This is a genomic window from Nocardia tenerifensis NBRC 101015 (assembly GCF_000308715.1).
GTDB classification, from domain to species: Bacteria; Actinomycetota; Actinomycetes; order Mycobacteriales; family Mycobacteriaceae; genus Nocardia; species Nocardia tenerifensis.
In genome coordinates, this window is record NZ_BAGH01000066.1 from 1 (window position 1) to 12,973 (window position 12,973).

General features: G+C 69.7%; 11 protein-coding genes and 1 pseudogene. 7 read left to right on the plus strand and 5 right to left on the minus strand.

Annotation, left to right across the window (positions count from 1 at the left end; translation table 11 throughout):
* Positions 1 to 361: 361 nt before the first annotated feature.
* Positions 362 to 940 carry a sigma-70 family RNA polymerase sigma factor gene (locus ON39_RS05605; protein WP_040731797.1) on the plus strand — a complete coding sequence of 193 codons (579 nt, stop codon included), beginning with the start codon at positions 362 to 364 and terminating at the stop codon, positions 938 to 940.
* Complete coding sequence (locus ON39_RS51140) at positions 933 to 2,015, plus strand: anti-sigma-D factor RsdA (protein WP_040731798.1); 1,083 nt, start codon at positions 933 to 935, stop codon at positions 2,013 to 2,015. The genes ON39_RS05605 and ON39_RS51140 overlap by 8 nt, the downstream gene beginning before the upstream one ends.
* A gap of 197 nt (positions 2,016 to 2,212) precedes the next feature.
* Here ON39_RS51140 and ON39_RS05615 read toward each other — a convergent pair whose 3' ends face one another.
* Positions 2,213 to 2,626: a DUF5319 domain-containing protein gene (locus ON39_RS05615; protein ID WP_022567296.1), complete on the minus strand. Its 414-nt coding sequence runs from the start codon at positions 2,624 to 2,626 to the stop codon at positions 2,213 to 2,215.
* Positions 2,627 to 2,899: 273 nt separating this feature from the next.
* Between ON39_RS05615 and guaB the strand changes: the two genes are divergently transcribed.
* The gene (gene guaB / locus ON39_RS05620; protein WP_083894261.1) at positions 2,900 to 4,444 is read left to right on the plus strand and encodes an IMP dehydrogenase; all 1,545 of its coding nucleotides are present in this window, start codon (positions 2,900 to 2,902) and stop codon (positions 4,442 to 4,444) included.
* A 410-nt stretch (positions 4,445 to 4,854) separates the two neighbouring features.
* Positions 4,855 to 6,009 carry a GuaB3 family IMP dehydrogenase-related protein gene (locus ON39_RS05625; protein ID WP_040731801.1) on the plus strand — a complete coding sequence of 385 codons (1,155 nt, stop codon included), beginning with the start codon at positions 4,855 to 4,857 and terminating at the stop codon, positions 6,007 to 6,009.
* A 39-nt stretch (positions 6,010 to 6,048) separates the two neighbouring features.
* Here the strand turns inward: ON39_RS05625 and ON39_RS05630 are convergent, their stop codons facing one another.
* Complete coding sequence (locus ON39_RS05630) at positions 6,049 to 6,849, minus strand: alpha/beta fold hydrolase (RefSeq protein WP_040731805.1); 801 nt, start codon at positions 6,847 to 6,849, stop codon at positions 6,049 to 6,051.
* A gap of 135 nt (positions 6,850 to 6,984) precedes the next feature.
* On the opposite strand from ON39_RS05630, the gene guaA reads away from it, so the two are divergent.
* On the plus strand, positions 6,985 to 8,565 hold the full coding sequence (gene guaA / locus ON39_RS05635; protein WP_040731802.1) for a glutamine-hydrolyzing GMP synthase: 1,581 nt from the start codon (positions 6,985 to 6,987) through the stop codon (positions 8,563 to 8,565).
* A 61-nt stretch (positions 8,566 to 8,626) separates the two neighbouring features.
* Here guaA and ON39_RS05640 read toward each other — a convergent pair whose 3' ends face one another.
* Together ON39_RS05640 and ON39_RS45645 are read right to left on the minus strand one after the other, a co-directional pair.
* Positions 8,627 to 8,842: a hypothetical protein gene (locus tag ON39_RS05640; protein WP_051186326.1), complete on the minus strand. Its 216-nt coding sequence runs from the start codon at positions 8,840 to 8,842 to the stop codon at positions 8,627 to 8,629.
* Positions 8,835 to 10,493: a PspC domain-containing protein gene (locus ON39_RS45645; protein WP_051186327.1), complete on the minus strand. Its 1,659-nt coding sequence runs from the start codon at positions 10,491 to 10,493 to the stop codon at positions 8,835 to 8,837. The genes ON39_RS05640 and ON39_RS45645 overlap by 8 nt, the downstream gene beginning before the upstream one ends.
* Before the next feature lie 280 nt (positions 10,494 to 10,773).
* Here ON39_RS45645 and ON39_RS05650 point away from each other — a divergent pair, with 280 nt between their 5' ends.
* Together ON39_RS05650 and ON39_RS05655 are read left to right on the plus strand one after the other, a co-directional pair.
* Entirely contained in the window at positions 10,774 to 12,012 is a 1,239-nt protein-coding gene (locus ON39_RS05650; protein ID WP_051186328.1) for an ATP-binding protein, read from the plus strand.
* 79 nt (positions 12,013 to 12,091) lie between these two features.
* Positions 12,092 to 12,727: a response regulator gene (locus tag ON39_RS05655; protein WP_040731812.1), complete on the plus strand. Its 636-nt coding sequence runs from the start codon at positions 12,092 to 12,094 to the stop codon at positions 12,725 to 12,727.
* Positions 12,728 to 12,739: 12 nt separating this feature from the next.
* On the opposite strand, the pseudogene ON39_RS46985 reads toward ON39_RS05655, so the two are convergent.
* Positions 12,740 to 12,973, minus strand: a pseudogene (locus tag ON39_RS46985) (serine/threonine-protein kinase); the annotation flags it as partial.

A 12,973-nucleotide genomic window follows, 5' to 3' on the forward strand; every position in this document is an offset into this window, starting at 1 on the left:
AGGCGCGGGACTGCGCCGCGGCCATCGTCCGACGTGGCGGGCGGTTCCGGCCGTGACGTCGGCGAGGGCTACGCGGCGGCGCTGAGAAGGCCTACGCGGCGGCGCTGAAGATGCCTACGTGGCGGCGCTGAAGATGCCTACGCGGCGGCGCTGAAGATGCCTACGCGGCGGCGCGGAGGAGGCTCACGCGGCGGCGCGGAGCGCGGCTACCTCGGGTCGCGCGGGGCCGGTGGTTGAAAGGACGACCGTGTTGCCTTGTTCCGCGCGCTGTATCGCTATTGTTAGTTCCGTTCCGCCGCTTCGGCGGAAGCACTGGTCATCACCGACCGTGCCACTTGTAACGCCAGGAATCTCTCTGACGATGACGAACACGGGCGAAGAGTTGGACCTCGCCGTCGCTGCGGCTGCGCAGGGCGACAGATCCGCTTTAGCTCAGGTACTGGAGATGATCCGCCCGCTGGTGGTGCGCTACTGCCGCGCGCGGATCGGAGCCGCGGAGCGTGGGCAGCTCTCCGCGGACGACGTTGCGCAGGAGGTCTGTTTGGCCGTGATGACCGCCTTGCCCAGGTATCAGGACCAGGGCAGGCCCTTCATGGCCTTCGTTTACGGAATCGCTTCGCACAAGGTCGCCGACGCCCATCGCAACGCCGCCCGTAACAAGGCGGAGGCAATGGCCGAAGTACCAGATGTCATATCCACCGACCATGGCCCGGAACAACGAGCTCTCGAATCGGAGACGAGCAGGCAGATGAATCGTCTGCTCGCGACCCTCCCCGAGAAACATCGAGAGATCCTGATCCTGCGATTGGTCATGGGTTTGTCAGCCGAAGAAACCGCAGTCGCCGTGGGCAGTACGGCGGGAGCGATACGAGTGGCCCAGCACAGGGCGCTCGCGAAACTGAAGTCTCAAGTGGCGAGGGCAGGTGAAATGTATGGCTAGGGATGGCGAGCGCGGTCGGGGTGACTGGAAAGCGCGGCTTGGATCGCGGAACAGCGGTCCCTACGCCGACGCGTCCGAAGACACCGGCCCGATCGACATCGCCGCGGTACGCCGCGACGACGCGTTGATCGAAGCCATCGCAAGCGATGGCCCGGTACGGACCGACAGCGCGGAGGAATATCAACTCGCGGCGTTGCTCGCGGATTGGCGGGCGGAACTGGTCTCCCCGCCGATGCCCGCGGCGCCCGATCTCGACGCGGTCGTCGCCGCGGTCAATCAGGAGATCGGCGCACGTCAGGTGCGGCACGAGGCGCACAGCGGCAGCAGCCCCCGTCGGCTACGGCTGGTTCGCCCGTTGCTCGGCGCCGCGGCGGCATTGGCCCTGATCTTCGGCGGCGTGACGGCGTTCTCCTACGGTTCCGAACCCGGCGATCCGCTGTGGAAGGTCAAGGAGGTCGTCTTCAGCCAGGCGGCGCAGAGCACCGTGGCGCAGCGGGCCGACACCGATCTGGATGAAGCGGGGAAGCTGATCACCCAGAATCCGGCGCAGGCCAAGAATCGCCTCGAGCAGGCGCGGGTCAACGCCGAACAGGTCGACAACCCTGAGCGGCACGACAAGCTGATGTCCGAGTGGAAGCGACTCGTCGCCCAGCTGCGCGACATGGGCTACGGCGACCTGGCCGATCAGCTGGACCAGGGCACGTCGACGAAGCCGACCGATCCGTCTTCGAGCACGACGACGAAGCCGGCGCCGTCGGGCAACGAGACCGCGGTGCCGCCGGTTCAGCAGACGAAGCCGGGTCAGCCGAGCGACAAGCCGACCGAACCCACCGAGCCGAGCACGCCGACGACCGACGAGAAGCCGAATCCGCCGACGGTGACGACGCCGCCGCCGACGGCGGAGCCGACCACGCAACCTCCGGTGACGCCGACCACCATCTCGAAGCCGACGGTGGTCGAGCCGACCGCGGACAACGGCGGCGCGCCGAGCGTGCCGCCCCGGGTGCCGACGCAGGGCAGCCCGGCCACCACATTCGTCATTCCGTCGGGCGGCGGCGCGGCGACGCCGAGTTAGCCAGCCACCCTCGAGAAGTTTCGAACAAGACAAGAACCGATTGCCGAACGGCGGTCGGTTTTCTGTCTTTCGCCGGTGTCATGCCCCGTCGACCGCGTACCGGGATCCGTTGCGACTGCGTCGAAGATCACAGCGCGGTGTACCGCTCCACGCGGGCTCCGCGGAGGGGGAGCGTCATCGGTTCGGTACTGCGAACCTCAGTTGTCGAATCCGTCGAATCCGTCGCCGTGAAAGGCCTCATTCATCGAGGCGTCCGCGTATCCCCGGCAGTAGTCCCAGGTGACGTACGCTTCCGGCGTCGGATCGTAGGCGGGCTCGTGGGGGCGCACGGTGCCGTCCACCAACAGTTGAAGTAGGTTGGCGCGCAACATGTCCCAGTCGTGGTAGTGGTCCTGCCGACAGTCCTCGCAGCTGACCACGAGCCCGCGGATGCCGCGGTGCGCTAGTAGCGCCTCGTAGACGGCCAGATCGGCGAGATCTTCCTCGACCGCAAGGCGCTCGTGGGGATCCAGCGGCTCACCGGGCTCGATGGCGTCGAGCGCGGCGGACGGGTCGGAGGGGTCTCCGGCGAACGGATCCGGCGGCAAGCCAGGTGGTAGATGGTCACGCACATCCCCACGGTACGCAGAACAGGGTGGTCTGCGCCAGCTATGTCGGCCGCAAGTTTCGCCGGTGCGCACCCGTCCCCGCTCGGCTCCGGCTCCCTGCCTTCCCCCGGTGGGCTCACTTCGCCGACGAGTTTGCGGGACAGATACCATGGTGTCAGGCCCCGGCGAGCACCCGACACGATTCCCCCGGAGCCACCCAGTCCATCCCATCAGCCGCACGCGGCGTCGGTGACCCCGGCGTCGGTCGCTGTCGACGTCCAGGAGGGGTCGATCCGAATGAGTAATCCCGTATCGGGCGAACGCACCGCTGTCCGCCCATCTACGGGTGGTGACGATCCGAACAAGATCGCCATGCTCGGCCTCACATTCGACGATGTGCTGTTGCTGCCCGCCGCCTCGGATCTCATCCCCAGCTCTGTGGAGACCTCCAGCCAACTGACCAGGGAGATCCGCCTGCGGACTCCGTTGGTCAGCTCGGCCATGGACACGGTGACCGAGGCGCGGATGGCCATCTCGATGGCCAGGGCCGGCGGCATGGGCGTGTTGCACCGCAATCTGTCCGCCGCCGATCAGGCCGCGCAGGTGGAGACCGTGAAGCGGTCCGAGGCGGGCATGGTGACCGACCCGGTCACCTGCCGCCCGTCGGACACCCTCGCCGAGGTCGACGCCATGTGCGCCCGGTTCCGCATCTCCGGCCTTCCGGTGGTGGACGAGGTCGGCAGCCTGGTGGGCATCATCACCAACCGCGACATGCGCTTCGAGGTCGACCAGAACCGCCGGGTCGAAGAGGTGATGACCAAGGCGCCGCTGATCACCGCGCAGGAGGGCGTCACCGCGGAGGCCGCGCTCGGCCTGCTGCGCAGGCACAAGATCGAGAAGCTGCCGATCGTCGACGGCAACGGCAAGCTGCGCGGCCTCATCACCGTCAAGGACTTCGTCAAGACCGATCAGTACCCGGACGCCACCAAGGACCGCGACGGCCGTCTGCTGGTCGGCGCCGCGGTCGGCGTCGGCGACGACGCCTGGTCGCGCGCCATGACACTGTCCGACGCCGGGGTCGACGTGCTCATCGTCGACACCGCGCACGGCCATCAGTCGCAGGTGCTGCAGATGGTCACCAAGATCAAGGCCGAGGTTGGTGACCGGATCCAGATCGTCGGCGGCAACGTCGCGACCAGGGCGGGCGCGCTCGCGCTCGTCGAGGCCGGCGCCGACGCGGTGAAGGTCGGCGTCGGTCCCGGCTCCATCTGCACCACCCGCGTGGTCGCCGGGGTCGGCGCGCCGCAGATCACCGCGATCCTCGAGGCCGTCGCCGCGTGCAAGCCGCACGGCGTCCCGGTGATCGCCGACGGCGGCATCCAGTTCTCCGGCGACATCGCCAAGGCCATCGCCGCGGGCGCGTCCACCGTGATGCTCGGCTCGCTGCTCGCCGGCACCGCCGAGTCGCCCGGCGAGCTGATCCTGGTGGGCGGCAAGCAGTTCAAGAGCTACCGCGGCATGGGCTCGCTCGGCGCGATGCAGGGGCGCGGGCAGGCCAAGTCCTTCTCCAAGGACCGCTACTTCCAGGACGACGTGCTCGCCGAGGACAAGCTGGTGCCTGAGGGCATCGAGGGCCGGGTGCCGTTCCGCGGCCCCGTCAACCAGGTCATCCACCAGCTCGTCGGCGGCCTGCGCGCGGCCATGGGCTACACCGGCTCGCAGTCCATCGCGCACCTGCAGGAAGCGCAGTTCGTGCAGATCACCGCGGCGGGCCTCAAGGAGAGCCACCCGCACGACATCACGATGACGGTCGAGGCGCCGAACTACACCGGGCGCGCCTAGCCTGCTCGATGTCCCCGCACGAGACCGAGTCCGTGCGGGGAACAGGCTTTTCATGAACAAATCAGGGCCGGCAGATGGCACACTGAGCCCATAGGCCTAACCCGAATGGGCGCGCCGAAAAACGGTGCTCGACCGCGACGCAATGAACCCCAATGCGCACGACGGTTAGCCTGTGTCGCGACGTTCCGTCACAAACATCGGCCACCACAGCGTGAGTTCTGCGAGCGCCGTTCGTGGCCCGTCGCGCGTCCGAGCGGTCGAAGCGCGTGCGCCGCCGGCGAGAGTCTCGACCGCTCGGACACGCGGCCCACCCGCCGCCCGACCGCCACCCCTGGTCGAATCGCTTCGCGATGCCGGCACTGGGGACCACGAACACGCCGCGCCCGCGCGGCCGAAGATAAGGAGTTAGCGTGCGCGACATGGTCGAGATCGGCATGGGCCGAACCGCCCGGCGTACCTATGAGCTGGACGATATCGACATCGTTCCCTCGCGCCGGACCCGCTCGTCGAAGCAGGTGTCGCTGTCCTGGCAGCTCGACGCCTACCGCTTCGAGATCCCGTTCCTCACCCACCCCACCGACGCGCTGGTCTCGCCGGAGTTCGCCATCGAGCTCGGGCGGCTCGGCGGCCTCGGCGTCATCAACGGCGAGGGGCTGTGGGCCAGGCACGCGGACGTCGCCGCGAAGATCGATCAGCTGCTCGAGCTCGTCGGCAAGGGCGGCTACGAGCGGGCCGTCTCGCTGCTGCAGGAGCTGCACGCGGCGCCGATGCAGCCCGAGCTGCTGGCCGCCGCCGTCGCGCAGGTCAGGGCGGCCGGTGTGACCGTCGCCGTGCGGGTGAGCCCGCAGAACGCCCGCGCGCTCACGCCCGCGCTGGTGCAGGCGGGGGTCGACCTGCTCGTGGTGCACGGCACCATCATCTCCGCCGAGCACGTCGGCGACGGTGAGCCGTTGAACCTGAAGACCTTTATCGCCGAGCTCGACGTGCCGGTCGTCGCGGGCGGCGTCAGCGATCACCGGACCGCGCTGCACCTCATGCGCACCGGCGCGGCGGGCGTCATCGTCGGCTACGGCTCGTTCCCCGGCGCGACCACCACTCGCGAGGTGCTGGGCATCGGCGTGCCGATGGCCACCGCGATCGCCGACGCGGCCGCCGCGCGCCGCGACTACCTCGACGAGACCGGCGGGCGCTACGTGCACGTCATCGCCGACGGCGATGTGGAGACCTCCGGTCAGCTGGCCAAGGCGATCGCCTGCGGCGCGGATGCCGCGATGCTCGGCGTGCCGCTGGCCGTGGCCGCCGAGGCCCCGGGCCGCGGCTGGTACTGGCCGTCGGCCGCGGCGCACCCGTCGGTGCCGCGCGGCTCGCTGCTCGGCGTCGAGTGGGACCTGGACGACGGCAGCGGCGACGCGGTGCGCCCGAGCCTCGAACAGGTGCTGTACGGGCCCTCCGACGACCCGTTCGGCTCGCTGAATCTCGTTGGCGGCCTGCGTCGTTCGATGGCGAAGGCCGGCTACTCGGACCTCAAGGAGTTCCAGAAGGTCGGTCTCAGCGTTCGCGCATGAGCTCCCGTGTCGAAGTCCCGTCCGGACTTCGACACGGGCCTAGCGCGCGTGTGACGGGCTGATCCGCTCGCGCAGGAACTGCCGCATGGCGATGTTCACCGGTTCGGGGTGGGTCATGGTGACCGCGAGCCGGGCGCCCGGGATCTCCACGTAGGTCGCGCCGGTGATTCCCTGCGTCAGCTGCTTGGCCCGGTCGGGCGGGATGCCGCTGTCGGTGGCGTGGATGACCAGGGCGGGGCAGGTGATCTCGGACAGCCGCTCCAGCACCGAGTCCCGGCTGAGCAGGCAGCCCGCGGCTACCTCGATGCCGTGGCAGTCGCGCAGCAGCCAGCGGGTGGTCCAGATCGTGCGGTACCAGTTGTCGTCGCCGATCAGCCAGGACGCCAACTGATTCGCCGCCTCCTCACGCGAGCCGTCGTCGTACCACTGCGCGAGGAACCGCTGGGTGGCCTCGGACTGCTCGGGGGTCGGGCCGTTGGCCTCGGTGCTGATCAGGATCAGCGCCGACACCCGCTCCGGCGCGATGAGCGCGGTGCGCAACGCGGTGAAGCCGCCCTGCGCGGTGCCGCCGACGACGGCGCGCTCGGCGCCGAGGTGGTCGAGCACCGTCAGCGCGTCGCGGGCCGCGGTCCAGTAGGTGAACGGCAGACCCTCGTCCCTGGTGCGGCCGTGGCCGCGCGCGTCCCACGAGACGATGCGGAATTCCGGTGCCAGCGCGGCCATCTGGGCCGCGAACATGGTCCGGTCCATGAAGAATTCGTGTGCTAGCAGCACCACCGGGCCGCTCCCGCCGCTGTCCTCGTAGTGGATGTCGGCGTCGATCGCGCGGGCGAATGGCACGAGCACGAGGATAGCCAGCGGCGCGGGGACTGGTGGGGCGATTTGCCGGCTCGCCTTTTCGCTTGCTGGACCGGGGCTCGGCGAAGCTGCTGTGCCGATGGTTCGGGTGCGCGGCGGGCTCACTAAACTGAGTCGGTGGCAGAAACACAGAGACCGGTCCTCGTCGTCGACTTCGGCGCGCAATACGCCCAGCTGATCGCCCGGCGGGTCCGTGAATCGAGTGTGTTCTCGGAGGTGATCCCGCATACCGCGACGGTGGCGGAGATCGCGGAGAAGCAGCCGCTCGCCGTGATTCTGTCCGGCGGCCCGTCCAGCGTGTATGCCGAGGGCGCACCGCAATTGGACGCGCGGCTGTTCGATCTCGACGTGCCGGTCTTCGGCATCTGCTACGGCTTCCAGGCGATGGCCCAGGCGCTCGGCGGCACGGTGACGCACACCGGCACCCGCGAGTACGGCCGCACCGAGCTCAATATCGACGGCGGCGTGCTGCACGGCGGTCTGCCTACCATTCAGCCGGTCTGGATGAGTCACGGCGACGCGGTCACCGACGCGCCCGAGGGTTTCGAGGTCACCGGCACCACCGCGGGCGCACCGGTCGCCGCGTTCGAGGATCGCGCCCGGCGCCTGGCCGGTGTGCAATACCATCCGGAGGTGTTGCATTCGCCGCACGGACAGCAGGTGCTCAGCCGGTTCCTGCACGAGATCGCGGGCATCCGCGCCACCTGGACCCCCGCGAACATCGCCGACTCGCTGATCGCCGCGGTACGCGAGCAGGTCGGCGACGGGCATGCCATCTGCGGGCTCTCCGGCGGTGTCGACTCCGCGGTCGCCGCCGCGCTGGTGCAGCGCGCCATTGGCGACAGGTTGACCTGTGTATTCGTCGATCACGGCCTGCTGCGGGCGGGGGAACGCGAGCAGGTGCAGCAGGATTTCGTCGCCGCGACCGGGGCCAAGCTGGTCACCGTCGACGCGGTCGACAAGTTTCTCGGTGAGTTGAAGGGCGTCACCGACCCCGAGGAGAAGCGCAAGATCATCGGGCGCGAGTTCATCCGCTCCTTCGAGGACGCGGTGTCCGAGGTCGTCATCGAGCAGACGAACGACGCCGAGGCGGACGCCGCCCCGAAGGTCGAGTTCCTGGTGCAGGGCACCCTGTACCCCGACGTCGTCGAGTCCGGCGGCGGCAGCGGCACCGCGAACATCAAGAGCCACCACAATGTCGGCGGCCTGCCGGACGACCTGGAGTTCGAGTTGGTCGAGCCGCTGCGCCTGCTGTTCAAGGACGAGGTGCGTGCCGTGGGCCGCGAGCTCGGGCTGCCCGAGGAGATCGTCGGCCGGCAGCCGTTCCCCGGCCCGGGCCTGGCGATCCGCATCGTCGGCGAGGTCACCGAGGACCGGCTGGCCACGCTGCGCCAGGCCGACGCCATCGCGCGCGAGGAGCTCACCGCGGCCGGGCTGGATCGGCAGATCTGGCAGTGTCCGGTCGTGCTGCTCGCCGACGTGCGCAGCGTGGGCGTGCAGGGCGACGGCCGCACCTACGGTCACCCGATCGTGCTGCGCCCGGTCTCCAGCGAGGACGCGATGACCGCCGACTGGACCCGGCTGCCCTACGAGGTGCTCGAGCGGATCTCGACCCGGATCACCAACGAGGTGGCCGAGGTCAACCGGGTCGTGCTCGACGTGACGAGCAAGCCGCCGGGCACCATCGAGTGGGAGTGAAACCCTTGTAGCGCAACAAGAATGGCCCGTCCGATCGGACGGGCCATTCTCGTCTGGTCGATCAGCGTCGGCGGCGCGGGGAGACCACCAGCACGATGCCGACGACGATGGCGACGAGCACCACGATCCAGCCGAGCGGGACCACGCTGGTCGACGGCCACGACTCGGGGCCGACGAAGGCCCATGCGCTCACCCCGAGGACGAGCAGTCCGACGATGAGCATCGAGACGGAAGGGCCGCGGCGGCAGTCGGTCGAATCCTTGGATTTGTCAGCCACGGTGCACCTCCACGTTTCCGGCGCGGACATCGGCGTTCAGCGTGAGCACCTTCGCGCCCGGGGTGTTCGGACCGCTGACGGCGTTGCCGCACTCGGCATTGCCCATGGTCTCGTGGCAGTTGACGTGCAGGGTCATGCCCGCGGGCACCCACACCTGGAAGTCGCCCATCTGTACGTCGACGTCGACGGTGCGGCTCTCGGTCAGGTTCAGCTGCCGCAGGTCCAGCGTGCCGGAGCCCATGGACACCCGGTACGACGGGTCGAGCTCATTGATCGAGGTCGGTGTCCAGGTGTGCTCGCCCATCGCGCCCCGGTCGAACTCCACCGGGCCGACGGCCGAGGCCAGCAGGACGAACCCGGCCAGCGGCGCGGTCAGCACCAGCAGGCCGTAGCCGCGGCGCAGGAACGCGCCGACTACCAGGCCGAGGCCGATCACCGCGAGCGCCACCGCCGCGATCCGGCCGGGCGTCATCCACTCGACACCGCTGGCGGCCAGCGCGCCCGCCCCCGCGGCGGCGAGGATGGCCAGGCCGATGACCACCGGGGTCAGCCGGGAGCGCGGGCGCTTGGGCGGCGGCGCGACGACGGTGCGGGCCGGGGTCGGTTCGGGCAGATCCCAGGCAAGGGGGGCGACGCCGAGCGGGTCCCAGGAGGGTGGGGTCGGGCGGCCGAGGGTGGCCGGGGTCGGGGGCTTCGGCACGAAGGTGCCGCCGGAGGCCGAGTCCTTGTCGAGCGACGGGCCTGAGGCAGAAGGCGTCGAGTCCGCGGCGGTGTCGATCACCTCGGTATCGCCCTTGTCGAGATCGATTGGGGCGTCGGCTTTTTCGAGTCGAGGCTGGGTGTTCTTGTCGGCCGGTTCCTGATCGCCCTTGTGCAGCACGACGGTCTCCGCGTCGGCGATCGGTGCCTGAGTGGTGCCGGAATCGCTTGGCGTCAGTACGGTTTCGGTATCTGAGCCGGAAACCTGCTGCGCCAGCTTGGATTCGGTGCCCGAACCGGAATCTTGCTGCGACGGCACGATTTCCGCTTCGCTCGGTGTCTCCGGGACGTAAGCGTCCGGCAGCTTCGTGTACGGCGTGTACACGCTGGTCGGCGGCGTGTACATATCGCCGGCCGTCCGCTGCGGACCCTGCGGGAAGACCGCGCCGGGGTAGCCGGTCGCCGCGATGCCGTTGTCGACGATGAATCCGCTGAACTCGCTCGTGGTGCCCGGCGGCGGCTCGGGATTGCGCAGATGCAGCATCCACCAGCCCGCCAGCATGAGCGCCATGCTGATCAGCCCGGAACCACCGAGACCGACGCCGACGGGGCCCATGGTGCTCACCGCGATGGCGAGCGCGACGATCAACACGATCGTCTTGGTCTGCGACTGAGAGCTGTGCCCCTTGCCGACCAGCGACTCCGCCGCGGACGACTCGTCGCCTGCCGCGCTGAACAGCAGCCAGGCCAGAAGGTAGAGCACCACTCCGGATCCGCCGAAGATGGCGGAGACCACGAAGGCCACCCGCACCAGCACGGGATCGACGTTGTACCGCTGCGCGAACCCGGCGGCCACGCCTGCGATCGGCCCTTGCCGAGGCAACCGCACCGGCCGGGTGCGCCAGATCTGCTGGAGCTGATCGCCGAAGTTCGTTTTCGTCATGGCTCCCATCCTGTGCTTGACCAGCGCATCCGCGCATCGGGGAGAACCCTGAACAATCTCGGAGATCCTTATGTACCCGGCCGGGCCCGAGAACGTCATCCATCGGACAACCGAAGATCAGGGAGATTCCTGATGCTAGCTGTCGGCGGGGCGTGCCACTATCGAAAGCATGTATCCGTCTGCGCCCTCGTTCGACGCCCGAGGGTTCGATACCGCGCGCGGGTTCGACGCCGCACGCGGTTTCGGACCGGCTCCGGTGGTCGACCTCGGCGTCCCGCCGCACGCCAGGATGGTGCGTCGCTCGGGCGGGCGGATCGTCGGCGGCGTGGCCGGCGGGCTCGCCGACCACCTCGGCGTCGACGTGTTCAAGGTGCGGATGGCGTTCGTGCTGCTGTCCGCGTTCGGGGCGGGCATCGTCACCTACGGTTTGCTGTGGATCTTCACCCCCGGCGGCTCGGACGTGGCGAAGGCCTCCGGCTCGGAACGGCGTCAGGCGATCGGGCTCGCGCTGCTCGGCATCGGCCTCGCGGTCGGGGTGTCGTGGCTGTTCAGCGGGACCGCGGCGAGTGTGATCGCGCCCATCATCGTCGTCGCCATCGGCGCGGCGCTGGTGTGGCGGGAGTACGACGCGGACGGCCCGCGGTCGCTGCTCGGCCTGCCCGCGCGGCCCTCGGTGGTGACGTGGGCGCGCATCGTCGCGGGCGGCACGCTGATCGTGGCCGGGCTCGGCGTGGTGGTGCTGGCCAGGATCGATCTGAGCTCGCTCGGGTCCGCGTTGATCGCGGTGGCCGTCACGCTGGTCGGGGCCGGGTTGCTGACGGTGCCGCTGTGGCTGCGCATGATGCGGGCGTTGAACGCCGAGCGCTCCGCCCGCATCCGCAACGAGGAGCGCGAGGAGATCGCCTCCCACCTGCACGACTCGGTCCTGCAGACGCTGGCACTGATCCAGCGCCAGGCCGAGGACCCGCAGGAGGTGCTGCGCCTGGCGCGCAGTCAGGAGCGGGAACTGCGCAAATGGTTGTTCGAGGATTCGGCCCCCGCGCAGTCGAGCCTGGCCGCCGCGCTGCGCACCATCGCGGGTGAGGTGGAGGATCAGCACGGCGTGAAGGTGACCCCGGTGACCGTCGGCGACGTGTCGATGGATATCGGCGAGACCGGCGCGGGCCTGCCCAAGGAGCACTTCACCGCGCTGCTCGGCGCCAGCCGGGAGGCGCTGGTGAATGCCGCCAAGCACGCGGGCGTCCCGGAGATCGACCTGTTCGCCGAGACCGAGCCACACCAGGTGAGCATCTTCGTGCGCGATCGGGGCGCCGGTTTCGACACCGCCGCGGTGCCGCAGGACCGGCAGGGCCTGGCGAAGTCCATTCGCGGCCGGATCGAGCGCCGCGGCGGCCAGGTGGAGATCCTGTCCGCTCCCGGCCGGGGCACCGAGGTGCGAATCACCATGCCGCGCACCGACTCCGGTGAGCAGGAGCCGGAGGTCGAGCCGATCCCCGTCGAGGTTTCGGAAGCCTCGCGTGTGCCGTAGTGTGACGGCCGTTCGGGGTGACGAAACCGGCGCGGCGCGTCCGGCCGTCGAGAATCGCGGAGAGGCGGAGGAACGGTCCGTGCGGGTCTTTTTGGTCGATGATCACGCCGTGTTCCGGTCGGGTGTGCGAGCGGAGTTGAGCAGGGAAACCGACATGGAGGTCGTCGGCGAGGCCGGCGGGGTGGCCGAGGCGATCGCGGGCATCAAGGCGACGCAGCCGGATGTGGTCCTGCTCGACGTGCACATGCCCGACGGTGGCGGCGTCGCGGTGCTCGCGGGCATCGAGGAGGGGCCGGTGTGCCTGGCGCTGAGCGTGTCCGACGCCGCCGAGGACGTGATCGCGGTGATCCGGGCCGGCGCCAGAGGCTATGTGACCAAGACGATCTCGGGCGCCGAGCTGGCCGACGGAATTCGCCGGGTGGCCGGCGGCGACGCGGTGTTCAGCCCACGGCTCGCCGGTTTCGTGCTCGACTCGTTCACCGGCAAGTCGCAGGTGCCCGAGCCCCCGCTCGATCCGGAGCTGGACTCGCTGACCCCGCGCGAACTCGAGGTGCTGCGGCTGCTCGCCCGCGGCTACACCTATCGCGAGATCGCCGAGAACCTGTTCATCTCGGTGAAGACCGTGGAGACCCACGCCTCCAACGTGCTGCGCAAAACCCAGCAGTCCAACCGCAACGCGCTCACCCGATGGGCGCATCGCCGCCGCATCGACTGACTCCGCGCGGGACTACATCAACGCGATGATGATCGCGATGATGACGATCAGGCCGATCAGCAGGCCGACGGCGATCGCCAGCGGCGCGTTGCTGGACTGCGGCGCCTTGGTCCGCTGCGGCGCCGGGGCCGCGACCGTCGCGCCCACCGGGGCACGGTGCGGGCGCGGCAACGGGGTCGAGTGCGGGCTGCGCAGCCCGGACGCCGAGTTGCGGGCCGCCCACGTCCGGAATCGTGCCGTCCTCGG